We start from the raw sequence: 25847 nt of genomic DNA, 5'->3' as shown, positions 1-25847 counted from the left end.
ACGTGCGCATCGCCAGGTTCTCGATCGACGGCAACGTCGCCTTCGGCGCGGTCGAGGGCGATGCCGCCCCCGGCGCCGAAGGCGAGCTCGTCCTCGACATCATCAAGGGCATCCCGTTCGCGGACTTCGAGCTCTCCGGCACGAAGGTCCCGCTGAGCAAGGTGCGCCTGCTGCCGCCCGTGCTCCCGAACAAGGTCGTGGCCATCGGCCGCAACTACGCGGAGCACGCGGCGGAGCTCGGCAACGAGGTCCCGGACGCCCCCCTCACCTTCTTCAAGCCCTCCACCTCGGTGGTCGGCCCGGGCGACCCCATCACGTACCCCTCCTTCTCCCAGGACCTCCACCACGAGGCGGAGCTCGCCGTGGTCATCGGCCGCATGTGCCGAGAGGTCCCCAGGGAACGGGTCAAGGACGTCATCCTCGGCTACACCTGCGCCAACGACGTCACCGCGCGCGACGTGCAGCAGCGCGAGAAGCAGTGGGCCCGCGCCAAGGGCTTCGACAGCGCCTGCCCGCTCGGCCCCTGGATCGAGACCGACCTGGACCCCCGCGACCTCGCCATCCAGTGCACGGTCAACGGCGAACAGCGCCAGCTCGGCCGCACCAGCGACATGGTCCGCTCCATCGAAGACCTGATCGTCCACATCACCGAGGCCATGACGCTGCTCCCCGGCGACGTCATCCTCACGGGGACCCCGGCCGGAGTCGGCCCCCTGAACGTCGGCGACGAGGTCGCCGTCACCATCGAAGGCATCGGCACTCTCACCAACAAGGTGATCAAGCGTGGCTAACGCGAACGTCCGCGTACGTTTCTGTCCCTCCCCGACCGGCAACCCCCACGTGGGCCTGGTCCGCACCGCCCTCTTCAACTGGGCGTTCGCCCGCCACCACGGCGGCACGTTCGTCTTCCGGATCGAGGACACCGACGCGGCCCGGGACTCCGAGGAGTCCTACGAGCAGCTCCTCGACTCGCTGCGCTGGCTCGGCTTCACCTGGGACGAGGGCCCCGAGATCGGCGGCCCGCACGCCCCGTACCGCCAGTCCGAGCGCATGGACATCTACGCGGACGTCGCCCAGCGGCTGCGCGACGGCGGTTACGCGTACGACTGCTACTGCACGACCGAGGAGCTGGACGCCCGCCGCGCCGCCGCCCGCGCGGCCGGCAAGCCCTCCGGCTACGACGGCCACTGCCGCGAGCTGACGCAGGTGCAGCTCGAGGCGTACCAGGGCGAGCACCGCCCCTCGATCGTCCGCTTCCGGATGCCCGACGAGCCGATCACCTTCACCGACCTGGTCCGCGGCGAGCTGACCTTCACCCCGGAGAACGTGCCGGACTTCGGCATCCTGCGGGCCAACGGCGCGCCGCTCTACACGCTGGTCAACCCGGTCGACGACGCCCTCATGCAGATCACGCACGTGCTGCGCGGCGAGGACCTGCTCTCCTCCACCCCCCGCCAGATCGCGCTCTACAAGGCGCTCATGGAGATCGGCGTCGCCACCGGCGTCCCGCAGTTCGGCCACCTGCCGTACGTCATGGGCGAGGGCAACAAGAAGCTCTCCAAGCGCGACCCGGAGTCCTCGCTCAACCTGTACCGCGAGCGCGGCTTCCTCCCCGAGGGCCTGCTGAACTACCTCTCGCTCCTCGGCTGGTCCTTCTCCAAGGACCAGGACGTCTTCTCGATCGAGGAGATGGTGTCGAAGTTCGACATCGACGGAGTCAACGCGAACCCGGCCCGCTTCGACCTCAAGAAGGCCGAGGCGATCAACGCCGACCACATCCGCATGCTGGACCCGAAGGCCTTCGCCGACGCCTGCGCCCCGTGGCTGCGGGCCCCGCACGCCAACTGGGAGCCCGAGGACTTCGACGCCGAGGCCTGGGAGCGCATCGCGCCGTACGCCCAGACCCGGGTGACCGTCCTGTCGGACATCACCGCCAACGTCGACTTCCTGTTCCGCAAGGAGCCGGTCGAGGACCAGGCCTCGTGGGACAAGGCCATGAAGGGCGAGCCCGCGGCCCTCCTGACCACGGCGCGCGAGAACCTCTCCGCCGCTGACTGGTCGGACCCGGAGTCCCTCAAGCAGGCCGTGCTGACCGCGGGCGAGGCCCACGGCCTCAAGCTCGGCAAGGCCCAGGCGCCGGTCCGCGTGGCCGTCACCGGCCGCACGGTCGGCCTGCCGCTCTTCGAGTCCCTGGAGATCCTGGGCAAGGAGCGCTCCCTGGCCCGCATCGACGCCGCCCTGGCCAAGCTCGCCGGCTAGCGGCACCCGTACGAAGACCAGGCCCGGACCCCGACGGCGTGAGCCACCGGGGTCCGGGCCTGAGTGCTGTGCCGTGCCGTGGCACACGGCACGTTCTCGCGACTGCGAGACACGGCCACCAGGGGCTTCGCATACTGGGGGCATGGCCATCCGCGCGGTCCTCTGGGACATCGACGACACCCTCTTCGACTACACGGGAGCCGACGCCGCCGGGCTGGCCCGACAGCTGGAGGAAGCGGGGATCGCGGAGCGCTACGGGACGCCCGCGCAGGCGCTCGCCCTGTGGCGGGAGATCACCGACCGGCACTGGGCGCGCTTCGCCGCGGGCGAGGGCACCTTCCAGGGGCAGCGGCGGGACCGGGTGCGGGAGTTCCTGGAGCGGCCCGCGATGACCGACGGCGAGGTCGACGCCTGGTTCGACCGGTACGTCGCGCACTACAAGGCCGCCTGGGCGGTCTTCCCCGACGTGGTGCCCGCACTCGACGCGCTGGCCGCCGCGTACCGGCACGGGGTGCTCTCCAACTCCTCCACCGCCAACCAGGACCCCAAGCTGCGCGACCTCGGACTGCGCGACCGCTTCGAGGTGCTCGTCTGTGCCGTGGAGCTCGGCATCAGCAAGCCCGAGGCGGGCGCCTTCCTCGCCGCGTGCGAGGCGCTGGGGCTGCCGCCGGGGGAGGTGGCGTACGTGGGGGACCAGCCGGAGATCGACGCGCGGGGCGCGCGCGACGCCGGCCTGCTCGCCGTCTGGCTCGACCGCGACGGCCGCCGCGGGGCCGGACCCGATGGCGTACACCGCATCGAGGGCCTTGACCTGCTGCCGGAGCTGCTGGCGGGCGATACCCGTTTTGGAGCACGGTCAGGCATCCGGTAATGTTCTTTCTGCGCCGCCGGAGCGGGCCGAAAGGCCGGACGGAGGCGCCACTCAAAAGAAAGACCCCGCAGGGGGTTGACTTTTGGTGGGGTATAGTGTAATTGGCAACACGAGGGTTTCTGGTTCCCTTATTCTAGGTTCGAGTCCTGGTACCCCAGCGCAGTGCAGCAGTAACGCAGTGCTTTGCCCCCGTTGTGTAGCGGCCTAGCACGCCGCCCTCTCAAGGCGGTAGCGCCGGTTCGAATCCGGTCGGGGGTACAGATCCTTCCCGTGAGGTGTCCTGGGTAGCTCCCGTACGTCTTGATGCAGGATCGCTAGGGCCCCCGTTGTGTAGCGGCCTAGCACGCCGCCCTCTCAAGGCGGTAGCGCCGGTTCGAATCCGGTCGGGGGTACTGTTGGTCTGGTATAGACCACTTTGGGCTATGGTGTAATTGGCAACACGAAGGTTTCTGGTTCCTTTGTTCTAGGTTCGAGTCCTGGTAGCCCAGCGCAGTGCAGCGACAGCTGCAAGGCTTGCCCCCGTTGTGTAGCGGCCTAGCACGCCGCCCTCTCAAGGCGGTAGCGCCGGTTCGAATCCGGTCGGGGGTACGCACTGAAGAGGCCCTCCGCGTTCATCGCGGAGGGCCTCTTCGTCGTTCCCGCCGGGCCGTCCTCCGGTACAAGGACGGGCCCGGAGGCGCGAGTTCGGACGTGTGCGGCGTCGTACGCGCCCCCGGGCCCGGGGGTGGGTGAAGCGGGAGCGGTGGGTCAGCCGGAGCGGCGCAGGGCCTCCGTGAGGCGGGCGGCCGCGTCGATGACCGCCTGGGCGTGCATCCGGCCCGGGTGGCGGGTCAGGCGCTCGATCGGCCCGGACACCGACACCGCGGCCACCACCCGGTTCGACGGCCCGCGCACGGGCGCCGAGACGGAGGCCACGCCGGGCTCCCGCTCGCCGATCGACTGCGCCCAGCCGCGGCGGCGTACGCCCGACAGCGCCGTCGCCGTGAAGCGCGCGCCCTGCAGGCCGCGGTGGAGCCGCTCGGGCTCCTCCCAGGCCATCAGGATCTGCGCGGCCGAGCCCGCCTTCATCGGGAGCGTCGAGCCCACCGGGACGGTGTCCCGCAGACCGGACAGCCGCTCCGCGGCCGCGACGCAGATGCGCATGTCCCCCTGACGGCGGTAGAGCTGCGCGCTCTCGCCCGTCACGTCGCGGAGGTGGGTCAGTACCGGTCCCGCCGTGGCCAGCAGGCGGTCCTCGCCGGCCGCGGCGGCGAGCTCCGCCAGCCGCGGACCGAGGATGAACCGGCCCTGCATGTCCCTCGCCACCATCCGGTGGTGTTCCAGTGCCACGGCAAGGCGATGTGCCGTGGGTCGTGCGAGCCCTGTCGCCGCGACCAGCCCGGCGAGGGTGGCCGGACCGGACTCCAGTGCGCTCAGTACCAGAGCTGCCTTGTCGAGAACGCCGACGCCGCTAGAGTTGTCCATGAAACGATATTCACGTCTCACACTGTGAAACGCAAGTTCAATTTTTCCAAGAACCAGCGAGTCTGTATGTACGGGTCCACGAACCACTGGGTCCGGGACGGTGAGCCGGAGGGAAAGCGATGGGTAGGACACTCGCGGAGAAGGTCTGGGACGACCATGTCGTCCGGCGCGCCGAGGGCGAGCCCGACCTCCTCTTCATCGATCTTCACCTGCTGCACGAGGTGACCAGCCCCCAGGCCTTCGAGGGCCTGCGCCAGGCCGGCCGCAAGGTCCGACGCCTCGACCTCACCATCGCGACCGAGGACCACAACACCCCCACCCTCGACATCGACAAGCCGATCGCCGACCCGGTCTCCCGGGCCCAGCTGGAGACGCTGCGCAAGAACTGCTCCGAGTTCGGTGTCCGGCTGCACTCGCTGGGCGACGTCGAGCAGGGCGTCGTCCACGTCGTGGGACCGCAGCTGGGCCTGACCCAGCCCGGCACCACCGTGGTCTGCGGCGACTCCCACACCTCCACGCACGGCGCCTTCGGCGCGCTGGCCTTCGGCATCGGCACCAGCCAGGTCGAGCACGTGCTGGCCACCCAGACGCTGCCGCTGGCCCGCCCCAAGACCATGGCGATCACGGTCACCGGCGAGCTGGCCGAGGGTGTCACCGCCAAGGACCTGATCCTGGCCATCATCGCCAAGATCGGTACCGGCGGCGGCCAGGGGTACATCCTGGAATACCGCGGCGAGGCCATCGAGAAGCTGTCGATGGAAGCCCGCATGACCATCTGCAACATGTCGATCGAGGCCGGCGCCCGCGCGGGCATGATCGCCCCCGACCAGACCACCTTCGACTACCTGCAGGGCCGCGACCACGCCCCCGTGGGCGAGGACTGGGACGCGGCGGTCGCCTACTGGAAGACCCTGCGCACGGACGACGACGCGGTCTTCGACGCCGAGGTCGTCATCGACGGCGCCACGCTGTCCCCGTTCGTCACCTGGGGCACCAACCCGGGCCAGGGCGCGCCGCTGTCGGCCAACGTCCCCGACCCGGCTTCGTACGAGGACGCTTCGGAGCGCCTGGCCGCCGAAAAGGCCCTGGAATACATGGGGTTGACCGCCGGACAGCCGCTGCGCGAGATCAAGGTCGACACCGTCTTCGTAGGTTCCTGCACCAACGGCCGCATCGAGGACCTGCGCGCCGTCGCCGGGATCGTCGAGGGCCGCAAAGTCGCCGACGGCGTACGGATGCTGGTCGTGCCCGGCTCGGTCCGGGTGGCGCTGCAGGCCGTGGAAGAGGGCCTGGACAAGGTCTTCAAGGAGGCCGGCGCCGAATGGCGGCACGCGGGCTGTTCGATGTGTCTGGGCATGAACCCCGACCAACTGGCTCCCGGTGAGCGTTCCGCGTCCACCTCCAACCGCAACTTCGAGGGCCGGCAGGGCAAGGGCGGACGCACCCACCTGGTCTCCCCGCAGGTGGCCGCCGCCACCGCGGTACTGGGCCACTTGGCCTCTCCCGCCGACCTGTCCGACGCCCCCGCGACCGCCGGAGTCTGAGAACCATGGAAGCCTTCACCACCCACACCGGCCGGGCCGTCCCGCTGCGCCGCAGCAACGTCGACACCGACCAGATCATCCCCGCCCACTGGCTGAAGAAGATCACCCGCGACGGGTTCGAGGACGGGCTCTTCGAGGCCTGGCGCAAGGACCCCGAGTTCGTCACCAACCGCCCGGAGCGCGCCGGGGCGACCGTGCTCGTCGCCGGCCCCGACTTCGGCACCGGCTCCTCGCGCGAACACGCCGTATGGGCCCTGCAGAACTTCGGCTTCAAGACGGTCATCTCCTCCCGCTTCGCCGACATCTTCCGCGGGAACTCGCTGAAGAACGGCCTGCTGACCGTCGTTCTGCCCCAGGAGACCGTCGAGAAGCTGTGGCAGCTGACCGAGGCCGACCCCACCGCCGAGGTCACCGTCGACCTGGTCGACCGCCAGGTGCGAGCGGAGGGCATCGAGGCGGAGTTCGAGCTCGACGACAACGCCCGCTGGAGGCTGCTGGAGGGTCTGGACGACATCTCCCTCACCCTTCAGAACGAAGCGGACATCGCCACGTACGAAAGCGCCCGCCCGGCCTTCAAGCCGCGTACGATTCAGGCCTGATTCCGGCCTGATCAGCGCTTATTCGCCTTCGGGTGATCACTGGCAGGACACTGTGCCCCCCACCGTCCGGTGGGGGGCACAGCTGTGTGTTGAGGCCCCGTGAGGCGACAACTCGCCCCAGATGGCACAATCTGTGCATGGAACGCGACAGTCAACTTGAGCTCTACGAACTCGTCGCGGACCGGCTGAAAGAAGCACACACACGGGTGCGCTCACTGCAAGTCCCGGAGGGCGTAAGGATGGCGCTGTCCCGGAAGCTGTTGGTCGTCACGGCCGCGGCGAAGCACGATCTCGCCGATGCGGCAAGGCGCCTGGACAGGTTGATGAAGGACCTTGACGAGGGTCGATTCCCTGAAGGCGACTGATGCGAAGGAACTCCGTAACGGCCTCCAGCGTTGCGGCACTAGGGTGATTAGCCCGTTTCGTGTTTGATTTGCGGTATATATCCGCCTAACGTGCGAAATAAGCTTGAACACATTCGTTCTGGCGAAGTCTCCGAAGGGGAAGACGTTGAACAAGGCGCAGCTCGTAGAAGCGATTGCCGACAAGCTGGGCGGCCGTCAGCAGGCCGCGGACGCTGTCGACGCGGTACTGGACGCGATCGTCCGCGCTACCGTCGCGGGCGACCGGGTCTCGGTCACGGGCTTCGGCTCGTTCGAGAAGGTCGACCGCCCCGCCCGTTACGCCCGCAACCCGCAGACCGGAGAGCGCGTCCGGGTCAAGAAGACCTCGGTGCCCCGCTTCCGTGCGGGCCAGGGGTTCAAGGACCTGGTCAGCGGCACCAAGAAGCTGCCCAAGGGCGGCGAGGTCTCGGTGAAGAAGGCGCCCAAGGGCAGCCTCACCGGCGGCGCCTCCGCGACGGTCAAGAAGGCCGCCGCGAAGAAGGCCACCACCGCCAAGAAGGCGGCGGCGAAGACCACGGTCGCAAAGAAGACCACGGCCAAGAAGACCACCGGCACCGCCAAGAAGACGGCCGTCAAGAGCACCGCCACCACCAAGAAGGCGACGGCCGCGGCCAAGAAGACCACGGCCGCCAAGAAGGCCGCGCCGGCGGCGAAGAAGACCACCGCCACCGCGAAGAAGACCGCCCCGGCGGCCAAGAAGGCCACCGCGGCGACGAAGGCGCCCGCCAAGAAGACGGCGACGCGCAAGGCCACCGCGAAGAAGACCACCGCCCGCAAGAAGTAGGGGCGCGAGTCACACACGCCGGGCCGGTTTCCCCTCCCTGGGGAAACCGGCCCGCGGTGCGTCGCCGTCGGTCCGGTGCGTCGCCGCCGGAAGGCCGCCGGAAGGCCCTCGGAAGGCTGTCGGAAGGCCGTCAGAAGGTCTGCAGCGTGACCAGGGTGATCCGCAGGGCCGCGCCCTCGCCGGCCGTCTCGATCCGGACCCGCTGCCCGGGCCGCAGCAGCCGCAGGCCGCCCGCGTCGAAGGCCGCGGCCTCGAAGGGCACCGGGGTGCCGTCGTCCAGCAGCACACTGCCGCTGCGGGTCTGGGAGTCGTACGTGTACGCGGTCGCCTGCATACCGGCACTGTATCGGGCCGTGTGGGGCCCCACACCGAGGGCGAGCGCCGTCCGCAGGTCCTGTGCCGTGTCCACGTCCCGGCGCACGCTGTCCACACCCGACAGGGCGATTTCCACCGCCCCCGAAGCCGAATGCCGGGCCCGCGACCGCCCGCCGAACGCGGGTGCCAATTCCACGTCCGGAGCAGCGGAAAGCAAGGTCGTCCCGATTCCGGCCGCATCCGCCAGAAATGCCCTGGGAAATGCCGAGGCCGTTTCGAGCACGCGTAGCAATTCGGGCGGCCGCAGGGCCGGCAGATCGGCGTTCATCGCGGCCACCGCCGCCCCCGGCCGGCCCGCCCGCACCGCCCTCACCCCGTGGGCCAGCGCCGCGTTGAGCCCGGCGCCCGGACTGTCCGCGACGATCCGCGCCCCCAGCCGGGCCAGTTCCCCGGAGGCCACGGAGTCGTCCGTGACGACCACCACATCCGCGACCGCCGCGCAGGCCAGCGCCCCCGCCACGGTGTCCTGGGCGAAGGCGAGCGCGAGCCCCGGACGGGACGCGCCCACCGCCGCCGCGAGCCGGCTCTTGGCCGTCGCCAGGGGCTTCAACGGGAGCACCAGGCTCCAGACGGCGTTCGTGACCGCCCCCTCCCCTCCGGTGCTCTGCGGTACCCGGCCGGCCCATGGTCAGGTCATGGCCCGGTCCTGCGTCGGCCCATTGTCGCCCCCGCCCGGGCAGCCCGGGACTGCGGCCGCGTGGGCGGGGCGTACGGTGTTCTCGACAGAGACCGGGCCTGGGGCGACACTTGTCCGCCTACGAGGCGCCCAAGCCGCGCACCGGTCCTAGAGGAAGGTGTCCGAGTGTCCCGCCGCAGAATCGGCTTCTGGTACCGCCTGGCGGCGGTCATCGCAAAACCGCCGCTGGTAGTGCTCTTCAAGCGGGACTGGCGGGGAATGGAGCACATTCCGGCCGAGGGCGGCTTTATCACCGCCGTCAATCACAACTCGTATCTGGACCCGCTCTCCTACGCGCACTTCCAGTACAACACCGGCCGGGTACCCCGATTGCTCGCCAAGGCGGCCCTCTTCAAGGTGCCGATTGTCGGCGCGATCCTGCGCGGATCAGGACAGATCCCGGTCTACCGGGAGAGCACCAACGCCCTGGACGCATTCCGCGCCGCGGTGGACGCGATCGAGCGCGGAGAATGCGTGGCCTTTTACCCGGAAGGCACCCTGACCCGCGATCCCGACATGTGGCCGATGGCCGGCAAGACCGGCGCCGCCCGGGTCGCACTGATCACCAAGGCCCCCGTCATTCCGGTGGCCCAGTGGGGCGCGAATCTCGCGATGCCGCCCTACGCCCGGGAGAACAAGGTCCGGCTCTTCCCGCGCAAGACCCTCCAGGTGCTCGCGGGACCGCCCGTCGACCTCTCCGCCTTCTACGACCGGGAACCCACCCCGGAAGTGCTCAAGGAGGCCACCGAGGTCATCATGGCGGCCATCACCGCGCTGCTGGAGGAAGTGCGCGGCGAACGCGCGCCCGAGCAGCCGTACGACCATCGCAAGGCCAGGGCGGAACAGCGGCGCAAGGCCGCGGGGGAGGGCAAGAAGTGACACGTCCCGTGAAGGCAGCCGTCTACGGAACCGGCTCCTGGGGCACGGCCTTCGGCATGGTGCTCGCCGACGCCGGCTGCGAGGTGACCCTCTGGGGCCGCCGCCGCGAGCTCGCCGACGCCATCAACACCGGCCGGACCAACCCGGACTACCTGCCGGGCATCGAACTGCCCGGGAACCTCCGCGCCACCACCGACCCGGCCGAGGCCGCCCGCGGCGCCGACTTCACCGTCCTGGCGGTCCCCTCCCAGACGCTGCGCGGCAACCTCGCCGCATGGGCCCCGCTGCTCGCCCCCGACACCGTGCTCGTCTCCCTGATGAAGGGCATCGAACTCGGCACCGCCAAGCGGATGAGCGAGGTCATCGAAGAGGTGGGCAAGGTCCCGGCCGAGCGCGTCGCCGTGGTCACCGGCCCCAACCTGGCCCGCGAGATCGCCGCCCGCCAGCCCGCCGCCTCCGTCGTGGCCTGCGTGGACGAGGCGGTGGCCCAGCGCCTCCAGGCCGCCTGCCACACCCCGTACTTCCGGCCCTACACCAACACCGACGTCGTCGGCTGCGAGCTCGGCGGCGCCGTCAAGAACGTCATCGGCCTCGCCGTGGGCATCGCGGACGGCATGGGCCTGGGCGACAACACCAAGGGCTCGCTCATCACCCGCGGCCTCGCCGAAACGACCCGCCTGGGCCTGGCGATGGGCGCCGACCCGCTCACCTTCTCCGGACTCGCCGGCCTCGGAGACCTCGTCGCCACCTGCTCATCGCCGCTCTCCCGGAACCACACCTTCGGCACCAACCTCGGCCGCGGGATGACCCTGGAGGAGACCATCGCGGTCACCAAGCAGACCGCCGAGGGCGTCAAGTCCTGCCAGTCCGTGGCCGATCTGGCCCACCGCCACGGCGTCGACATGCCGATCACCGAGACGGTCGTCGACATCGTCCACCACGGCAAGCCGACCCTGGTCGCGCTCAAGGAACTGATGGGGCGCAGCGCCAAACCGGAACGTCGCTGACTCCTTTCCGGACGTCCGAGCGGGTACCCTCGTGGCGATATGAGCAGCGAGAACCTCCCCCAGACCCCTGAGCAGCAGGGCCGCAAGCCCCGCGTGGCCGTCGTGTTCGGCGGCCGCAGCTCGGAACACGCCATCTCGGTCGTCACGGCGGGCGCGGTGCTGCGCTCCATCGACCGCTCCAAGTACGAGGTGCTGCCGATCGGCATCACCACGGACGGCCGGTGGGCCCTGACCGCCGACGAGCCGTCGCGGATGGCCATCGCCGACCGCCGGCTCCCGAGCGTCGCGGACCTCGCCGACTCCGAGGACGGCGCCGTCGTCCTCTCGGTCGACCCCGCCAGCCGCGAGGTCGTCTACACGGAGCCCGGCGCCGTCCCCAAGGCCCTGGGCGAGGTCGACGTCGTCTTCCCCGTCCTGCACGGCCCGTACGGCGAGGACGGCACCCTCCAGGGCCTCCTGGAGCTGTCCGGGGTCCCGTACGTCGGCTCGGGCGTCCTCGCCTCGGCCGTCGGCCAGGACAAGGACTACATGAAGCGGGTGTTCACCTCCTTCGGGCTGCGCGTCGGCCCGTACCTGACCATCCGCCCCCGCGAGTGGGCCGCCGACCACGACGCCGCCCGCGGCCGCATCCTGGACTTCGCCGCCGAGCACGGCTGGCCGCTGTTCATCAAGCCCGCACGGGCCGGCTCCTCGATCGGCATCACCAAGGTCGACGACGCCTCCGGCCTGGACGCCGCGGTCCGCGAGGCCCAGCGCCACGACCCGAAGATCATCGTGGAGGCGCTGCTGCGCGGCCGCGAGATCGAGTGCGGCGTGCTGGAGTTCGAGGACGGCCCGCGCGCGAGCGCGCCCGCCGAGATCCCGCCCGTCTCCAGCCACGACTTCTACGACTTCGACGCGAAGTACATCGACTCCGCCTCCGGGATCGTGCCCGCCCCGCTCACCCCGGAGCAGACCGCCGAGGTGCAGCGGCTCGCGATCGAGGCCTTCGAGGCCGCGTCCTGCGAGGGGCTGGTGCGCGCCGACTTCTTCCTCACCGAGGACGGCGAGTTCGTCATCAACGAGATCAACACGATGCCGGGCTTCACGCCGATCTCCATGTACCCGCGGATGTGGCAGGAGTCGGGCATCGAGTACCAGGAGCTCGTCGACCTGCTGATCCAGGCCGCCCTGCGCCGCTCCACCGGGCTGCGCTAGCCGCACCGCGCTCCGTACCGCCGACCGCCCGCCGGCCAGCCCTTTCGGGGCCGGCCGGCGGGCGGTCGGTGTGAGGGGCGGGCCAGGCCGGGCCCCGGGCCTCAGTACGACGAGATGCCCTCGGGCACGGTGCCGGCCACGGCCGTGGACAGTCCGACGAGCATCCCCGCGTCCGTGGCATGCTCCCTGTCGACCACCACCTCCGTGTAAGCCTCCCGCAGTCCGGTGGTGAACCGGAAATCCCCGTTGTCGAGCTTCTCCAGCAGCCAGGCCACCCCGTTCACGTGGACGCCCTCCTGCTTCGGATCGGCCATCGCGCGGGGTTTGGGGATACCGCACCGCAGTACGATCGCCGAGCCGCCCCACGCGGCGGTCAGCGCGGACTGCGGCTCGGTCCTGGTCCGCGCCAGGCCGGCCACCGTCTCCGGGAGCTCCTCGTGCAGCGCTGCACAGAGCCCCGCGACCTTGGCCGGCGGCGTGGGCGGCGGGTCCACCCGGGCCTCGGAGGAGCCGGGGGAGCACGCCGCGAGGCCCGTGAGGGCCAGCGCGGCGGGCACGGCGGACAGGGCGGACACGGCACGGACACGGAGGGGCCGGCGGTGGAGGGACATCACCGGCCAAGAGTAGACGGGGGCTACAGATGGACCACCGGGCAGGTCAGGGTGCGGGTGATCCCCTCCACCTGCTGGACCTTGGCCACGACCATGCGGCCGAGCTCGTCCACGGTGTCGGCCTGGGCGCGCACGATCACGTCGTACGGACCCGTCACGTCCTCGGCCTGGATCACCCCCGGGATCTGGCCGATGGACTCGGCGACGAACGACGCCTTGCCCACCTCGGTCTGGATAAGGATGTACGCCTGTACCACGGAACCTCCAGGGCGGCCACGAGGATCATTTCCCCTAACCTTCGGGTGGGCCCCACACGATCGAAAGGGCCGGGGGAAGAAGGGACGCCACGGTACCGCGTCGCCGTGCGCCGCGGGGAGACCCGCGAGCCCGGCGCCACGCACAGCGGGGCGCACGGAGAGCTGAAGTTGACGTATCTGTTGACGGTACCCAGAGCTGTGACGGCTCGCGACCGCAAGCGGACTGGGCAAGAAGGGGCACAGCGATGAAGGGCACTGTGGGCGAACTGGGGGAGTTCGGGCTCATTCGTGAGCTCACCTCACGGCTCACCACCACCCCGGCGGTCCGCCTCGGACCGGGCGACGACGCCGCGGTGGTGTCGGCACCCGATCGGCGGGTCGTGGCGAGCACCGACATCCTGCTGGAGGGCAGGCACTTCCGGCGCGACTGGTCCACCGCCTACGACGTCGGCCGCAAGGCCGCCGCGCAGAACCTCGCCGACATCGCCGCGATGGGCGCGGTGCCGACCGCGCTGCTCCTCGGCCTCGTCGTCCCGGCCGAACTCCCGGTCACCTGGCCCACCGAGCTGATGGACGGCATCCGCGACGAGTGCCAGGTCGCGGGCGCGGCCGTGGTCGGCGGGGACGTCGTACGCGGCGACACCATCACCGTGGCCATCACCGCCCTCGGCGACCTGCGCAACCACGAGCCCGTGCTGCGCTCGGGCGCCCAGCCCGGCGACGTCGTGGCCGTCACCGGCTGGCTCGGCTGGTCCGCCGCCGGGTTCGCGGTCCTCTCGCGCGGCTTCCGCTCCCCGCGGGCCTTCGTCGAGGCGCACCGGCGCCCCGAGCCGCCGTACCACGCGGGCCCCGCGGCCGCCGGGCTCGGCGCCACCGCCATGACCGACGTCAGCGACGGCCTGATCGCCGACCTCGGGCACATCGCCGAGGCCAGCAAGGTACGGATCGACCTGCGCTCGGGGGCCGTCGACATCCCGACCCAGATGCACGACATCGGCCAGGCCGTCGGCGTGGACCCGCTGCAGTGGGTCCTCACCGGGGGAGAGGACCACGCCATCGTGGCCACCTTCCCGCCCGACGTGAAGCTCCCGGCCCGCTGGAAGGTCATCGGCGAGGTGCTGAACCGCTCCGCGCTGCCCCAGGTCACCGTGGACGGCGCACCGTGGACCAGCACCGGCGGCTGGGACCACTTCGGGGCCGGCCCGGCCGCCGAGGACGGCGGACTGTGAGCACCGCCCCGCCGCTGTGCCTGACCGTCGCCGGATCCGACTCCGGCGGCGGCGCGGGCATCCAGGCCGACCTCAAGACCATGCTGGCGCTCGGCGTCCACGGCATGAGCGTGGTGACCGCGGTGACCGCGCAGAACTCCCTCGGGGTGCGGGGAGCCTGGGAACTGCCCGCCGAGGCCGTCACGGCCCAGTACCGGGCCGTCGTGGACGACATCGGCGTACAGGCCGTGAAGACCGGGATGCTCTCCTCCGCCGTCCTCGTGGAGACGGTGGCCGCCCTGCTGGCCGACACCCCCGCGCCGGCCGTCGTGGACCCCGTGGGGGTCTCCAAGCACGGGGACGCGCTCCTCGCCGCCTCGGCGCTGGACGCCGTGCGCACGGAGCTGCTCCCGCGGGCCACCGTGGCCACGCCCAACCTGGACGAGGTGGCACAGCTCACGGGCGTACTGGTGGAGAGCGAGGACGACATGCGCCGGGCCGCCGACGCGATCCTCGGGTACGGGCCGCGGTGGGCGCTGATCAAGGGCGGGCACCTGGCGGCGCACGGGGACCGGGCCGTGGACCTGCTCAGCGACGGGACCGAGGAGCGGTGGCTGCGGGCCCCCCGGCACGACAACCGGCACACCCACGGCACGGGCTGCACCCTCGCCAGCGCCATCGCGGCGGGCCTGGCCAAGGGCCTGGCCGTCCCGGAGGCGGTCACGGCCGCCAAGGAGTACGTCACGGGCGCCATCGCCGCCGGTTTCCCGCTCGGTGGCGGCATCGGCCCGGTGGATCACGCCTGGCAGTGGCGCTGACCCCCGCCGGAGCAGTCAGAGACGGCAGAGAAGGCAGAGAAGGCAAAAGGCCGGTTCACCAGAGGTGAACCGGCCTTTAGAGCAACCGGAAAGGGCTGCGCTACGACGGGAGGCGTCAGCGCGAGACCTTGCCGGCCTTGATGCACGAGGTGCAGGCGTTGAGGCGCTTCGGCGTCCCATTGACCACGGCACGGACGCGCTGGATGTTCGGGTTCCAGCGACGCGAGGTGCGGCGGTGCGAGTGGGAGATGTTGTTGCCGAAGCTCGGCCCCTTGGCGCAAACGTCGCAGTTGGCAGCCACAGGTCACTCCAAGACTTCAGATGCAATTACAGTGAAACCGGCGCACCGGATTCAGAGGTCTGAAGTGGTTTGCCGGGGAATGGCCCGACTCTCGCCGGGCAACCGGAGCAGCATACAACGACTGCGCCCGTCCAAGAAAACTACCATGGCCGCCGCTGCCCCCGCCCCGTGGTCCGGACGCCCGCGCGGTCCTTGGTTACCCTGCGGTGAACCCTGGCCCGCACAAGGAGGAACGCCCGGTGCCGCACGAGCCGCAGCAGCAGCCCGCCGACGAGCTCGACGCCGGAGCGGTGCGCACCTGGAGCTCGCTGGCCCTGGCCGCACTGGGCCGGGCCCGTGAGGACATCGACGCGATCAACGTCTATCCGGTGGCCGACGCGGACACCGGCACCAACCTCTACCTCACCGCGGAGTCGGCCGACCTGGCGCTGACCGAGGCCTTCGGGCAGATGACCGGGGGCACGGCGGACACCTCCCTGGCCCGGGCCGTACGGGCCTACGCGTACGGGGCGCTCGTCGGGGCCCGGGGGAACTCCGGGACCATCCTCGCCCAGCTGCTGCGCGGAGTGGCCGACGTACTGGGCGAGGAGCCCGGCGGGCGGGAGCCCGGCCGGCTGCTGGCCCGGGCGCTCACCCGGGCCGCCGAGGAGGCGTACGGGGCCGTCGCGCACCCCGTCGAGGGAACCATGCTCACCGTCGCCGCGGCGGCCGCCCGCGCCGCAGAGGCCGCCGGGAGCGCGGCCGCGACCCCCGCCGACGTGGCCCGCGCCGCCTACGACGGGGCCCGCGCCGCCCTGGCCGAGACCCCGGAGCAGCTGGCCGTGCTGGGCCGGGCCGGAGTGGTCGACGCCGGGGGCTGCGGGCTGGTCGCCGTACTGGGCGCCCTGTGGCAGGCGCTCTCCGGCCGGGAACCGGCCTCCGAGCCGGTGCGCGGCCGGGCCGTGGCCGTACCGCGGACCCCCGAGCCCTGCGCGCAGGAGGACGACGGTCCCGCGTACGAGGTGGTCTATCTGCTCGAGGCCACCGAAGAGGCCGTCGGGGAGCTGCGCGCACGGCTCGACGGGCTCGGCGACTCCCTGGTCGTGGTCGGCGGCGAGGGGCTGTGGAACGTCCACGTCCACGTCGACGACCCGGGCGCGGCCGTGGAGGCCGGGGTCGTCGCCGGCCGGCCGTACCGGATACGCATCACGCACTTCGGCGACGAGCAGCGCCGGGCCCGGGGCGAGCGCGCCCAGCGGGCCGTGGTCGCCGTCGTCCCCGGCGAGGGGCTGGCGGGGCTGTGCGGGGAGGCCGGCGCCACCACCGTGCTCGTGCCCCCCGGGGAGGTCCCGGCCGTCGCCGACCTGGTCGACGCCATCCGCCGGGCGCACGCCCGCGAGGTGGTCCTGCTGCCGGGCGGCGCCGAGCTGCGCGCGACCGCGGCCGCGGCGGCCGAACGGGCCCGCGCCGACGGCGTGCGGGTGGCGGTGATCCCTACCCGGTCGGCGGTCCAGGGCCTGGCCGCCCTCGCCGTGCACGACCCGGAGGGCAGCTTCGACGAGGACGTGGTCGCCATGACCTCGGCGGCCGGCGCCACCCGGTACGGGGAACTCGCCGTCGCCGAACGGCAGTCCTTCACCTCGGCCGGCATCTGCCAGGCCGGCGACGTGCTCGGCCTCATCGACGGAGACGTCGCCGTCATCGGCACGAGCCTGCCCGAGACCGCCGAGGCCGTCCTGGAGCGGATGCTGGGCTCCGGCGGCGAACTCGTCACCCTCGTGCTGGGACCGGAGGTGCCGGACACCCTCGCCGAGCACCTGGAGGCGTACGTCCAGCACGGGCACCTGGCCGTGGACACGGTCACCTACCGCGGCGGGCGGTACTCGGCGCCGCTGCTCATCGGGGTGGAATAGCCGGGTTGTCAGCGGCATGGTGTGCAATGGAACACGTGCCCGCGCTCGACGAAGACCTCAAGAAGACGCTCGGCCCCGCCACCGCCAAGGTGCTGGCCGAGCAGCTCGGCCTGCACACGGCCCTGGACCTGCTCCACCACTACCCGCGGCGGTACGCCGAGCGCGGCGAGCTGACCTCGCTGGCCGAGCTCGCCGACCAGATCGACGAGCACGTGACCGTCGTCGCGCAGGTCGCCGACGCCCGGATCCTGACCTTCAACGGGGGCCGCGGCAAACGCCTCGAGGTGACCATCACCGACGGGAACGGCCGGCTCCAGCTGGTCTTCTTCGGCGCGGGCGTCCACAAGCCGCACAAGGACCTGCTGCCCGGCACCCGCGCGATGTTCGCGGGCAAGGTCTCGATGTTCAACCACAAGCTGCAGCTGGCGCACCCCGCCTACGAGCCCCTCGGCGCGGACGCCTCCGACCGGGACGCGGCCACCGCCTTCGCCAACCAGCTCATCCCGATCTACCCGGCCTGCGCGAAGCTGGAGTCCTGGAAGATCGCCAAGTGCGTGGACGCCGTACTGCCCGGCGCCCGGGAGGCTGTGGACCCGCTGCCGCCCGCGCTGCGCGAGGGCCGCGGGCTGATCCCGCTCACCGACGCCCTGCTGAAGATCCACCGGCCCGCCGCCAAGGCCGACATCGAGGACGCCCGCCAGCGCCTGAAGTGGGACGAGGCCTTCGTCCTGCAGGTCGCCCTGGCCCGCCGCCGCCACGCCGACTCCCAGCTCCCGGCCGTGCCCCGCCGCCCCGCCGCCGGCGGACTGCTCGACGCCTTCGACGCCAAGCTGCCCTTCACCCTCACCCAGGGCCAGCAGACGGTCTCCAAGGAGATCTTCGACGACCTCGCCACCGAACACCCCATGCACCGGCTCCTCCAGGGAGAGGTCGGATCGGGCAAGGCCCAGCCTCTCGACTCGCTGGTGCTGACACCGGCGGGCTTCCGGGCCATGGGCGATATCGAGGTGGGGGACGAGGTGGTGGTGCCGACGGGTGAGATCGCCATCGTGGGGGGCGTTTTCCCTCAGGGAGAACGCGAGGTGTGGCGGGTGGTGCTCTCGGACGGGAGCGCGGTCGAATGCGACGACGAACACCTGTGGATCGTCGGCACCAGCGGTGGGTGGCACCGGGGCCAGGAGCCCGAGGTCATGACCACGAGGGAGATCCGGGCGGACCTGCACAAGGCCAATGGATCTTCCAAGTGGTACCTGCCGGTAGCCGTCCCCGTGGACCTCGGGAACGGTGACCACCCGCCACTTGATCCGTACCTGATGGGCGTTCTCCTCGGTGACGGCTCGTTCCGGCACCACCTGGCGCTGTCCACCGCGGACGAGGAGATCCTGGCCGCGGTCGAGGCTGAGGTGGCCCCGGACTGTCCCGTCATTCAGGCGGTTCGCGACCTGGGCCTGTGGGGTGCGACCTCACAGGACAAGTTCGTCCCGGACGTCTACAAGAACGCGCCGGTCAAGGACCGCTTGGCGGTCCTTCAGGGGCTCATGGACACAGACGGAACGCTTCACGCGGACGGAATGAGCATGTCATTCTGCTCCGCCTCCCTCCGGTTGGCGCAGGACGTGGCCTGGCTTGTGCGTTCCCTCGGCGGACGCGCTCGTGTGCTGCCCGAGAAGGCGGCCTTCAACGTTTCTGTTGCCTTGCCTGAGGAGTTCGAGCCGTTCCGGCTGTTGCGCAAGGCGGCACGCATGCGGCCGAGGCCGGAGTACAACACCTTCCGGCGTGCCATCCGGGCTGTGGAGTACGTCGGCGTCAAGCCGGTCCAGTGCATCAGCGTCGAACATCCGAGCCACGCCTATGTGACCGACAACTTCACCGTCACGCACAACACGATGGTGGCGCTGCGCGCCATGCTCGCGGTCGTGGACTGCGGCGGGCAGGCCGCGATGCTCGCGCCCACCGAAGTCCTCGCCCAGCAGCACCACCGGTCCATCACCGAGATGATGGGCGAGCTCGCCGAGGGGGGCATGCTCGGCGGATCCGACCAGGGCACCAAAGTGGTGCTGCTCACCGGGTCCATGGGGATGCCCGCCCGCCGCCAGGCCCTGCTCGACCTGGTCACCGGCGAGGCCGGGATCGTGATCGGCACGCACGCGCTCATCGAGGACAAGGTGCAGTTCCACGACCTCGGCCTGGTCGTCGTCGACGAACAGCACCGCTTCGGCGTGGAGCAGCGCGACGCGCTCCGGTCGAAGGGGAAGCAGCCCCCGCACCTGCTGGTGATGACGGCGACCCCCATCCCGCGCACCGTCGCCATGACCGTCTTCGGCGACCTGGAGACCTCCGTCCTCGACCAGCTGCCCGCCGGGCGCTCGCCGATCGCCACCCACGTGGTGCCCGCCAAGGACAAGCCGCACTTCCTCACGCGGGCCTGGGAGCGGGTCCGCGAGGAGGTGGAGAAGGGCCACCAGGCGTACGTGGTCTGCCCCCGCATCGGCGACGAGGAGGAGCCGAAGAAGAAGGCCGCCAAGGCCTCCCCGGAGGACGAGGCCGAGAAGCGGCCGCCGCTCGCCGTCCTGGACGTCGCCGAGCAGCTCGCCCGCGGCCCGCTGGCCGGACTGAGCGTCGAGGTGCTCCACGGGCGGATGGACCCGGCCGACAAGGACGACGTGATGCGCCGCTTCGCCGCGGGCGAGGTCAAGGTGCTGGTCGCCACCACCGTCATCGAGGTCGGGGTGAACGTGCCGAACTCCACCGTCATGGTGATCATGGACGCGGACCGGTTCGGCGTCTCCCAGCTCCACCAGCTGCGCGGGCGCGTCGGCCGCGGCTCGGCCCCCGGCCTGTGCCTGCTGGTCAGCGAGATGCACGAGGCGAGCCCCGCCCGGGCCCGGCTGGCCGCCGTCGCCGCCACCCTCGACGGCTTCGAGCTGTCCCGCATCGACCTGGAGCAGCGCCGCGAGGGCGATGTGCTCGGACAGGCCCAGTCGGGAGTGCGCTCCTCGCTGCGGATGCTCGCCGTCATCGAGGACGAGGAGGTCATCGCGCAGGCGCGGGAGGAGGCCACCCGCGTGGTCGCGCAGGACCCGGGGCTGGAGCACCTGCCGGGGCTGCGGACGGCGCTGGCCGCCTTGCTGGACACCGAGCGGGAGCAGTACCTGGAGAAGGGCTGACAATAGGGGGACTCGCTGTTCCCGAAGACCGAAGGACCTATCGATGACCCGCGTGATCGCCGGCAGCGCCGGCGGGCGACGGCTGGCCGTGCCCCCGGGCACCGGCACCCGGCCGACCTCCGACCGGATGCGCGAAGGCCTGTTCTCCACGTGGGAGTCGCTGCACGGCATCGTGGCGGCCCGGGTGCTCGACCTCTACGCCGGATCCGGAGCCGTCGGCCTGGAGGCCCTCTCCCGCGGCGCGGACCACGCCCTGCTGGTCGAGAACGACCCCAAGGCCGCCAAGTCCATCCGGGACAACATCAAGGCGGTGGGCCTGCCCGGCGCCGAATTCCGGTCGGGCAAGGCCGAGCAGGTCATCGCGGCGCGGCCGGGCGGGGAACCGTACGACGTCGTCTTCCTGGACCCCCCGTACGCCGTCGGCCACGACGATCTTCGGGAGATCCTGCTCACACTCCGGTCCAATGGCTGGCTCACGGACGATGCGCTCGTCACCGTGGAACGCAGCACCAGGAGCGGTACCTTCCCGTGGCCCGAGGGCTTCCGGCCGCTCCGGTCCCGGAAGTACGGCGAGGGCACTCTTTGGTACGGTCGCGCCGCCTTCACCAGCGAAGACTCATGAACGAGGGAGTTCAGTTGCGCCGCGCCGTCTGCCCGGGATCCTTCGATCCCATCCACAACGGACACCTCGACATCATCGGACGCGCCTCCCGGCTGTACGACGTCGTGCATGTCGCGGTGATGATCAACAAGTCGAAGCAGAGCCTGTTCACCGTCGAGGAGCGGATCGAGCTGATCCGCGAGGCGACGGCCGACTACGGGAACATCCAGGTCGAGTCCTTCCACGGGCTGCTCGTCGACTTCTGCAAGCAGCGGGACATCCCCGCCATCGTCAAGGGCCTGCGCGCGGTCAGCGACTTCGACTACGAGCTCCAGATGGCCCAGATGAACATGGGCCTGTCGGGCGTCGAGACGCTGTTCGTCCCGACCATCCCCACCTACAGCTTCCTGTCCTCCTCCCTGGTCAAGGAGGTCGCGGCGTGGGGCGGCGACGTCGCCCACCTGCTGCCGGCGCACGTGCACTCCGCGCTGATGGAGCGCCTGCGCGACCGCTGAACACCTGACGGGCCGTCAGTCGGTGTCGGCGCGCCGCCCGCTGGCCTTACAGTCGTGGCGTCCGACTCGGGAACCGCCCGAGGCCGAGAGAGTGCGAGCCCCCATGGACGTGCAGAAGAAGCTCGACGAGATCGTCGCGGCCGTCGGCGGCGCCCGGTCCATGCCCATGTCGGCCTCCTGCGTGATCAACCGGGCCGAGCTGCTCGCCCAGCTCGAAGAGGTCCGCCAGGCGCTCCCCGGCTCGCTGGCGCAGGCGCAGGAGCTGATCGGCGGCCGGGAGCAGATGGTCGAGGAGGCCCGCCGGGAGGCGGAGCGGATCATCGACTCCGCCCACAGCCAGCGCGGATCGCTGATCTCCGACACCGAGATCGCGCGGCGCTCCCAGGCCGAGGCGGACCGGATCCTGGAGGAGGCCCGCCGCGAGGCGGAGGAGATCCGGGCCGAGGCCGACGACTACGTCGACAGCAAGCTCGCCAACTTCGAGGTCGTGCTCACCAAGACCATCGGGTCGGTGGACCGGGGCCGGGAGAAGCTGCTGGGCCGCGGCGCGGGTCTGGACGAGAACGGATATCCGGACGCGGAGGCGCCCGAGCGCAGCCACGATCCCGAGACGCAGCGCCGGCAGGCGGACGCCTACGTGGACACCAAGCTGGCGACCTTCGAGGCGGTGCTCTCCAAGACCCTGGAGGCCGTCGGGCGCGGCCGGCAGAAGCTCCTGGGCCGGGTGCCCACGGACGACCTCGGCGCGCACGTGGCGGCCCAGGACGCGGCGGGCGTGCAGCAGTCCCGGTCGGCGAGCGACGCCGATTTCCTCGCGGGCCTGGCCGAGCCCCAGCCGGCGCACGCGCCGATCCCGGCCCAGCCCGAGCCCGTGTACGACACGTACGCCTATCAGGACCAGCACCAGCAGCCCCGGCACCAGCAGCAGGACGGCTACGCCTACCAGGGCCATCAGGACCCGTACGCGGGCTACCAGCAGCAGCCTGACCCCTACTCCGCGGCGAGCGGCGGCTCCGCCGGAGCGGCTTACGCCGCGCACTACGACGCGCAGCCGGACCCCTACGCGGCGTACCAGGAGCCCCAGGCGCAGCAGCAGCCCTCGCTCGACGAGACCAGTTTCTTCGACACGAGCATGATCAACCTGGATCAGCTGCGCCAGTACGAACAGGGCCGCTAGCTCAGGATTGGGCGCAGGGCGCGGTGCCGGGTATCCTGGCTGTTCGGTCGCGCGTATGCACCGCGATCCATGCTGCCCATCTGCGGGCGGAAAATTGATCTTCAGCGATCTGTGAAAGCAGGAACGGCCCTGAATACCCGCCTCGACCACCGCAACCCGCTCGTGTTCGACACGCACGAGCTGGGTCGGCGTCCTGGTGCCATGCAGCGGCTGTCCCGTGAGATCGCGGCACCGGCGGACCTCGGTCTCGCCGGGGTCATCGGAGTGCCGGAGGGCGCCCCGCTGAAGCTCAGCCTCCGCCTGGAGTCGGTCATGGAAGGGGTGCTCGTCACAGGCACCGTCCGTGCATCGGCGACCGGGGAGTGCGTAAGGTGTCTGGAGTCCGTCGAGCGCGAGCTCAAGGCGGACTTCCAGGAGATGTTCTCGTACCCTGACGCCGACGACCGGAGCCGCTCCAAGGCGGAGCCGGCCGACGACGCCGAGGACGACGAGGACATGCTCTTCCTCGAGGACGGCTTGTTCGACCTCGAACCCGTGCTGCGTGATGTGGTGGTGCTCGCACTGCCCATGCAGCCGGTGTGCCGGGAGGACTGTCTCGGACTGTGCCCCGATTGCGGGCTCAGCCTGAACGACGACCCGGACCACCACCATGACGCCGTCGACATCCGTTGGGCGGCATTGCAAGGACTCGTCGTGACCGATCAGGACGGCGAGAAGGACAACATGAGCGGCACTGCCTCTGACGGAGTTCAGGGCGCCGCCGAGAAGCAGGAGAAGTAGCCGTGGCTGTTCCGAAGCGGAAGATGTCGCGCAGCAACACGCGCCACCGCCGGTCGCAGTGGAAGGCTGCGGTCCCCACCCTGGTTTCGTGCGAGCGTTGCCAGGAGCCGAAGCTCCAGCACATTGCGTGCCCGAGCTGCGGCACCTACAACAAGCGCCAGGTCCTCGAGGTCTGAGCGGCTGGTGAGAGGCGCAATGTCTGAGCTGTCCAACGCTGAGAAGCAGGCAGACAGTAGCAACGCGGCCTCGTCCCACACGCTTCTGGAAGGGCGGCTCGGGTATCGACTCGAGTCCGCCCTTCTGGTGCGTGCACTGACCCACCGCTCGTACGCGTACGAGAACGGCGGTCTGCCCACCAACGAGCGGCTGGAGTTCCTCGGGGACTCCGTGCTCGGCCTGGTGGTCACGGACACGCTGTACACGACCCACCCGGACCTCCCCGAAGGCCAGCTGGCCAAGCTTCGGGCCGCGGTGGTCAACTCGCGTGCACTGGCGGAGGTCGGGCGTGGCCTCGAACTCGGCTCCTTCATCCGGCTCGGCCGGGGCGAAGAGGGCACGGGCGGCCGGGACAAGGCCTCCATCCTCGCCGACACCCTTGAAGCGGTGATCGGCGCGGTCTACCTGGACCAGGGCCTCGACGCGGCCTCGGAGCTGGTTCACCGGCTCTTCGACCCGCTCATCGAGAAGTCCTCGAACCTCGGAGCCGGCCTGGACTGGAAGACCAGTCTCCAGGAGCTCACGGCGGCCGAAGGTCTTGGCGTACCGGAATACCTGGTCACCGAGACCGGACCGGACCACGAGAAGACCTTCACTGCTGCTGCCCGCGTCGGTGGTGTCTCGTACGGCACCGGCACCGGCCGCAGCAAGAAGGAAGCGGAACAGCAGGCGGCGGAGTCCGCCTGGCGCGGTATCCGTACCGCGGCGGACGAGCGGATCGCGGCGGAAGCCGCTGCCGCCGCGGCCGCCCCGGCGGAGGTCCCGGCTCCGGCCGGAGCCGCGGACGGCGGGGCGCCGAAGCCCGCCGACGCGACGCCTGACGCCTGACTCTTCCTTCGGGCTTCCCCGCCCCGTCACCTGCGCAGCAGGCGGCGGGGCGGACCCGTTTTCCGGCCCTGCCAGGCAGCTCGGTACGCTCGTGGAGAGCGCCCGATCCGATCCTCCGGAGGAACACCGTGCCCGAGCTGCCCGAGGTCGAAGTCGTGCGGCGGGGCCTCGAGCGCTGGGTGGCCGGGCGGACCGTCGAGGCCGTAGAGGTCCTGCACCCGCGGGCCGTACGGCGCCATACCGGCGGCGCGGCGGACTTCGCGGCGCGCCTGCGCGGGCAGACCATCGGGGTGCCGCAGCGGCGCGGGAAGTACCTGTGGCTGCCCCTGGCGGGGCGGGACCTGTCCGTCCTGGGGCACCTGGGCATGAGCGGGCAGCTGCTCGTGCAGCCCGAGGACGCCCCCGACGAGAAGCACCTGCGGATCCGGGTGCGGTTCACCGATTCCGAGGGCGGCTCCGCCGCGGGCGCCGCGCGAACCGAGCTGCGCTTCGTGGACCAGCGGACCTTCGGCGGGCTCTCCCTGCACGAGGTCGCCGCCGACAGCGCCGACGGGCTGCCGGACGTCATCGCGCACATCGCGCGCGACCCCCTGGACCCGCTGTTCGACGAGGGCGCCTACCACCTGGCCCTGCGCGGCCGGCGGACCACCGTCAAACGGGCGCTGCTGGACCAGTCGCTGATCAGCGGGGTCGGCAACATCTATGCGGACGAGGCGCTGTGGCGCGCCAGACTGCACTACGAGCGCCCGACGGCCACCCTCACGCGCCCCCGGAGCACGGAACTGCTGGGGCACGTCCGGGACGTCATGAACGCGGCCCTCGCGGTCGGCGGCACCAGCTTCGACAGCCTCTACGTCAACGTGAACGGCGAATCCGGCTACTTCGACCGGTCGCTCGACGCCTACGGGCGCGAGGACGAGCCCTGCCGGCGCTGCGGCACTCCGATGCGGCGGCGGCCGTGGATGAACAGGTCGAGCTACTTCTGCCCGCGCTGTCAGCGGGCTCCGCGCGTTCCGTCGTAGGCCTGCCGGGCCGTGAGGACCTCCGGCATGCTCGCTTCCAGGAAGTGGATGAGGGAGAGCAGGCGGTCCGCCACCTCGACGCCGAGCGGGGTCAGCTCGTAGTCGACGCGGGGCGGGTTGGTCGGCTGCGCCTCGCGGTTGACGATGCCGTCGCGCTCCAGCGCGTGCAGGGTCTGCGAGAGCATCTTCTCGCTGACGCCGTCCACGCGGCGGCGCAGCTCGTTGAAGCGGCACGGGCCCTCGCGCAGTGCGCCCACGGTGAGGCTGCCCCAGCGGCCGGTCACGTGCTCCAGGGTTTCCCGCGACGGGCACGCGCGCGCGAAGGCATCGAACGGGAGTTCGGAATCGGCTGCTTCGGTCCGGGCGGCTGCTGTGTCCATGAGAAGAGCGTACCT

General features: G+C 71.1%; 26 protein-coding genes, 5 tRNA genes and 1 pseudogene. 26 read left to right on the top strand and 6 right to left on the bottom strand.

The features are described from left to right. Positions 1 to 2 precede the first annotated feature (2 nt). The 8 genes from ACZ6I1_RS03785 (at position 3) to ACZ6I1_RS03750 (ending at position 3718) form a co-directional block, all read left to right on the top strand. Complete coding sequence (locus ACZ6I1_RS03785; RefSeq protein ID WP_469282713.1) at positions 3 to 791, top strand: fumarylacetoacetate hydrolase family protein; 789 nt, start codon at positions 3 to 5, stop codon at positions 789 to 791. Next, positions 784 to 2259: a glutamate--tRNA ligase gene (gltX, locus tag ACZ6I1_RS03780; RefSeq protein ID WP_469282710.1), complete on the top strand. Its 1476-nt coding sequence runs from the start codon at positions 784 to 786 to the stop codon at positions 2257 to 2259. The genes ACZ6I1_RS03785 and gltX overlap by 8 nt, the downstream gene beginning before the upstream one ends. Positions 2260 to 2401: 142 nt before the next feature. After that, complete coding sequence (locus ACZ6I1_RS03775; protein ID WP_469282709.1) at positions 2402 to 3130, top strand: HAD family hydrolase; 729 nt, start codon at positions 2402 to 2404, stop codon at positions 3128 to 3130. An 86-nt stretch (positions 3131 to 3216) separates the two neighbouring features. After that, positions 3217 to 3288, top strand: a tRNA-Gln gene (locus ACZ6I1_RS03770). 27 nt (positions 3289 to 3315) lie between these two features. Continuing rightward, a tRNA-Glu gene (locus tag ACZ6I1_RS03765) sits at positions 3316 to 3388 on the top strand. Positions 3389 to 3449: 61 nt separating this feature from the next. Next, positions 3450 to 3522: transfer RNA gene (locus ACZ6I1_RS03760), tRNA-Glu, on the top strand. 24 nt (positions 3523 to 3546) lie between these two features. Beyond that, a tRNA-Gln gene (locus tag ACZ6I1_RS03755) sits at positions 3547 to 3618 on the top strand. A gap of 27 nt (positions 3619 to 3645) precedes the next feature. Next, a tRNA-Glu gene (locus ACZ6I1_RS03750) sits at positions 3646 to 3718 on the top strand. A gap of 159 nt (positions 3719 to 3877) precedes the next feature. Here ACZ6I1_RS03750 and ndgR read toward each other — a convergent pair. Beyond that, positions 3878 to 4594 carry an IclR family transcriptional regulator NdgR gene (gene ndgR / locus ACZ6I1_RS03745; protein ID WP_030304142.1) on the bottom strand — a complete coding sequence of 239 codons (717 nt, stop codon included), beginning with the start codon at positions 4592 to 4594 and terminating at the stop codon, positions 3878 to 3880. A gap of 119 nt (positions 4595 to 4713) precedes the next feature. On the opposite strand from ndgR, the gene leuC reads away from it, so the two are divergent. The 4 genes from leuC to ACZ6I1_RS03725 all read left to right on the top strand — a co-directional run bounded on the left by leuC (position 4714) and on the right by ACZ6I1_RS03725 (position 7925). Beyond that, a complete protein-coding gene (leuC, locus tag ACZ6I1_RS03740; protein WP_469282707.1) occupies positions 4714 to 6138 on the top strand; it encodes a 3-isopropylmalate dehydratase large subunit in 1425 nt (474 codons plus the stop codon). Between the two features lie 5 nt (positions 6139 to 6143). After that, on the top strand, positions 6144 to 6737 hold the full coding sequence (gene leuD / locus ACZ6I1_RS03735) for a 3-isopropylmalate dehydratase small subunit (protein WP_469282705.1): 594 nt from the start codon (positions 6144 to 6146) through the stop codon (positions 6735 to 6737). 137 nt (positions 6738 to 6874) lie between these two features. After that, positions 6875 to 7102: an SCO5555 family protein gene (locus tag ACZ6I1_RS03730; protein WP_030009267.1), complete on the top strand. Its 228-nt coding sequence runs from the start codon at positions 6875 to 6877 to the stop codon at positions 7100 to 7102. A 145-nt stretch (positions 7103 to 7247) separates the two neighbouring features. Then, positions 7248 to 7925 (top strand): HU family DNA-binding protein, encoded by a 678-nt coding sequence (locus tag ACZ6I1_RS03725; RefSeq protein ID WP_469282703.1) that lies wholly within the window; start codon positions 7248 to 7250, stop codon positions 7923 to 7925. A 334-nt stretch (positions 7926 to 8259) separates the two neighbouring features. On the opposite strand, the pseudogene cofC reads toward ACZ6I1_RS03725, so the two are convergent. Then, positions 8260 to 8862, bottom strand: a pseudogene (cofC, locus tag ACZ6I1_RS03720) (2-phospho-L-lactate guanylyltransferase); the annotation flags it as partial. Between the two features lie 240 nt (positions 8863 to 9102). Between cofC and ACZ6I1_RS03715 the strand changes: the two are divergent. Genes ACZ6I1_RS03715 through ACZ6I1_RS03705 form a run of 3 tightly spaced genes read left to right on the top strand, consistent with a single transcriptional unit; the run spans position 9103 to position 12059 of the window. After that, entirely contained in the window at positions 9103 to 9855 is a 753-nt protein-coding gene (locus ACZ6I1_RS03715) for a lysophospholipid acyltransferase family protein (protein WP_469282702.1), read from the top strand. Continuing rightward, positions 9852 to 10862 carry an NAD(P)H-dependent glycerol-3-phosphate dehydrogenase gene (locus ACZ6I1_RS03710; protein ID WP_469282701.1) on the top strand — a complete coding sequence of 337 codons (1011 nt, stop codon included), beginning with the start codon at positions 9852 to 9854 and terminating at the stop codon, positions 10860 to 10862. The genes ACZ6I1_RS03715 and ACZ6I1_RS03710 overlap by 4 nt, the downstream gene beginning before the upstream one ends. Positions 10863 to 10901: 39 nt before the next feature. Beyond that, positions 10902 to 12059: a D-alanine--D-alanine ligase family protein gene (locus ACZ6I1_RS03705; protein ID WP_469282699.1), complete on the top strand. Its 1158-nt coding sequence runs from the start codon at positions 10902 to 10904 to the stop codon at positions 12057 to 12059. 101 nt (positions 12060 to 12160) lie between these two features. On the opposite strand, the gene ACZ6I1_RS03700 is transcribed toward ACZ6I1_RS03705, so the two are convergent. Together ACZ6I1_RS03700 and ACZ6I1_RS03695 are read right to left on the bottom strand one after the other, a co-directional pair. Further along, positions 12161 to 12670, bottom strand: a complete 510-nt coding sequence (locus ACZ6I1_RS03700) for a DUF3515 family protein (protein WP_469282698.1) — start codon at positions 12668 to 12670, stop codon at positions 12161 to 12163. Positions 12671 to 12693: 23 nt separating this feature from the next. Beyond that, positions 12694 to 12927: an Lrp/AsnC family transcriptional regulator gene (locus tag ACZ6I1_RS03695; RefSeq protein WP_030028650.1), complete on the bottom strand. Its 234-nt coding sequence runs from the start codon at positions 12925 to 12927 to the stop codon at positions 12694 to 12696. A 245-nt stretch (positions 12928 to 13172) separates the two neighbouring features. Between ACZ6I1_RS03695 and ACZ6I1_RS03690 the strand changes: the two genes are divergently transcribed. Beyond that, positions 13173 to 14156, top strand: coding sequence for a thiamine-phosphate kinase (locus tag ACZ6I1_RS03690; protein ID WP_469282695.1), 984 nt, complete (start codon positions 13173 to 13175; stop codon positions 14154 to 14156). Beyond that, the gene (thiD, locus tag ACZ6I1_RS03685; RefSeq protein WP_469282694.1) at positions 14153 to 14953 is read left to right on the top strand and encodes a bifunctional hydroxymethylpyrimidine kinase/phosphomethylpyrimidine kinase; all 801 of its coding nucleotides are present in this window, start codon (positions 14153 to 14155) and stop codon (positions 14951 to 14953) included. The genes ACZ6I1_RS03690 and thiD overlap by 4 nt, the downstream gene beginning before the upstream one ends. A 115-nt stretch (positions 14954 to 15068) precedes the next feature. Here thiD and rpmB read toward each other — a convergent pair whose 3' ends face one another. Beyond that, on the bottom strand, positions 15069 to 15254 hold the full coding sequence (gene rpmB / locus ACZ6I1_RS03680) for a 50S ribosomal protein L28 (protein WP_007266795.1): 186 nt from the start codon (positions 15252 to 15254) through the stop codon (positions 15069 to 15071). Positions 15255 to 15493: 239 nt separating this feature from the next. Between rpmB and ACZ6I1_RS03675 the strand changes: the two genes are divergently transcribed. The 9 genes from ACZ6I1_RS03675 (at position 15494) to mutM (ending at position 25452) form a co-directional block, all read left to right on the top strand. Then, entirely contained in the window at positions 15494 to 17146 is a 1653-nt protein-coding gene (locus ACZ6I1_RS03675; RefSeq protein WP_469282692.1) for a DAK2 domain-containing protein, read from the top strand. Between the two features lie 26 nt (positions 17147 to 17172). Continuing rightward, the gene (locus ACZ6I1_RS03670) at positions 17173 to 20313 is read left to right on the top strand and encodes a helicase-related protein (RefSeq protein ID WP_469282690.1); all 3141 of its coding nucleotides are present in this window, start codon (positions 17173 to 17175) and stop codon (positions 20311 to 20313) included. A gap of 43 nt (positions 20314 to 20356) precedes the next feature. Continuing rightward, positions 20357 to 20935 (top strand): 16S rRNA (guanine(966)-N(2))-methyltransferase RsmD, encoded by a 579-nt coding sequence (gene rsmD, locus ACZ6I1_RS03665; protein WP_469282688.1) that lies wholly within the window; start codon positions 20357 to 20359, stop codon positions 20933 to 20935. Positions 20936 to 20949: 14 nt separating this feature from the next. Continuing rightward, positions 20950 to 21429, top strand: coding sequence for a pantetheine-phosphate adenylyltransferase (gene coaD / locus ACZ6I1_RS03660; RefSeq protein WP_469283212.1), 480 nt, complete (start codon positions 20950 to 20952; stop codon positions 21427 to 21429). A gap of 103 nt (positions 21430 to 21532) precedes the next feature. Further along, complete coding sequence (locus ACZ6I1_RS03655; protein WP_469282686.1) at positions 21533 to 22606, top strand: ATP synthase subunit B family protein; 1074 nt, start codon at positions 21533 to 21535, stop codon at positions 22604 to 22606. A 69-nt stretch (positions 22607 to 22675) separates the two neighbouring features. Beyond that, positions 22676 to 23386 (top strand): YceD family protein, encoded by a 711-nt coding sequence (locus ACZ6I1_RS03650; RefSeq protein WP_469282684.1) that lies wholly within the window; start codon positions 22676 to 22678, stop codon positions 23384 to 23386. A 2-nt stretch (positions 23387 to 23388) separates the two neighbouring features. Continuing rightward, a complete protein-coding gene (gene rpmF, locus ACZ6I1_RS03645; RefSeq protein ID WP_003965982.1) occupies positions 23389 to 23562 on the top strand; it encodes a 50S ribosomal protein L32 in 174 nt (57 codons plus the stop codon). A gap of 19 nt (positions 23563 to 23581) precedes the next feature. Beyond that, entirely contained in the window at positions 23582 to 24430 is an 849-nt protein-coding gene (rnc, locus tag ACZ6I1_RS03640) for a ribonuclease III (RefSeq protein WP_469282682.1), read from the top strand. 128 nt (positions 24431 to 24558) lie between these two features. After that, entirely contained in the window at positions 24559 to 25452 is an 894-nt protein-coding gene (gene mutM, locus ACZ6I1_RS03635; protein ID WP_469282681.1) for a bifunctional DNA-formamidopyrimidine glycosylase/DNA-(apurinic or apyrimidinic site) lyase, read from the top strand. Here the strand turns inward: mutM and ACZ6I1_RS03630 are convergent. After that, on the bottom strand, positions 25425 to 25832 hold the full coding sequence (locus ACZ6I1_RS03630; RefSeq protein WP_469282678.1) for a winged helix-turn-helix transcriptional regulator: 408 nt from the start codon (positions 25830 to 25832) through the stop codon (positions 25425 to 25427). The two genes, mutM and ACZ6I1_RS03630, sit on opposite strands and share 28 nt — an antisense overlap. Positions 25833 to 25847 lie beyond the last annotated feature (15 nt).

Source organism: Streptomyces sp. NPDC046303 (genome assembly GCF_055588085.1).
This window is presented reverse-complemented; position numbering and strand designations above follow the sequence as displayed.

Bases quoted from the DNA above. Each gene is read 5' to 3' on its own strand.
- ACZ6I1_RS03775 (WP_469282709.1), top strand. From the start codon at position 2,402: ATGGCCATCCGCGCGGTCCTCTGGGACATCGACGACACCCTCTTCGAC.
- ndgR (WP_030304142.1), bottom strand. From the start codon at position 4,594: ATGGACAACTCTAGCGGCGTCGGCGTTCTCGACAAGGCAGCTCTGGTA.
- leuC (WP_469282707.1), top strand. From the start codon at position 4,714: ATGGGTAGGACACTCGCGGAGAAGGTCTGGGACGACCATGTCGTCCGG.
- leuD (WP_469282705.1), top strand. From the start codon at position 6,144: ATGGAAGCCTTCACCACCCACACCGGCCGGGCCGTCCCGCTGCGCCGC.
- ACZ6I1_RS03730 (WP_030009267.1), top strand. From the start codon at position 6,875: ATGGAACGCGACAGTCAACTTGAGCTCTACGAACTCGTCGCGGACCGG.
- ACZ6I1_RS03705 (WP_469282699.1), top strand. From the start codon at position 10,902: ATGAGCAGCGAGAACCTCCCCCAGACCCCTGAGCAGCAGGGCCGCAAG.
- ACZ6I1_RS03700 (WP_469282698.1), bottom strand. From the start codon at position 12,670: ATGTCCCTCCACCGCCGGCCCCTCCGTGTCCGTGCCGTGTCCGCCCTG.
- ACZ6I1_RS03690 (WP_469282695.1), top strand. From the start codon at position 13,173: ATGAAGGGCACTGTGGGCGAACTGGGGGAGTTCGGGCTCATTCGTGAG.
- ACZ6I1_RS03670 (WP_469282690.1), top strand. From the start codon at position 17,173: ATGGAACACGTGCCCGCGCTCGACGAAGACCTCAAGAAGACGCTCGGC.
- rsmD (WP_469282688.1), top strand. From the start codon at position 20,357: ATGACCCGCGTGATCGCCGGCAGCGCCGGCGGGCGACGGCTGGCCGTG.
- ACZ6I1_RS03655 (WP_469282686.1), top strand. From the start codon at position 21,533: ATGGACGTGCAGAAGAAGCTCGACGAGATCGTCGCGGCCGTCGGCGGC.
- ACZ6I1_RS03650 (WP_469282684.1), top strand. From the start codon at position 22,676: ATGCTGCCCATCTGCGGGCGGAAAATTGATCTTCAGCGATCTGTGAAA.
- rnc (WP_469282682.1), top strand. From the start codon at position 23,582: ATGTCTGAGCTGTCCAACGCTGAGAAGCAGGCAGACAGTAGCAACGCG.
- ACZ6I1_RS03630 (WP_469282678.1), bottom strand. From the start codon at position 25,832: ATGGACACAGCAGCCGCCCGGACCGAAGCAGCCGATTCCGAACTCCCG.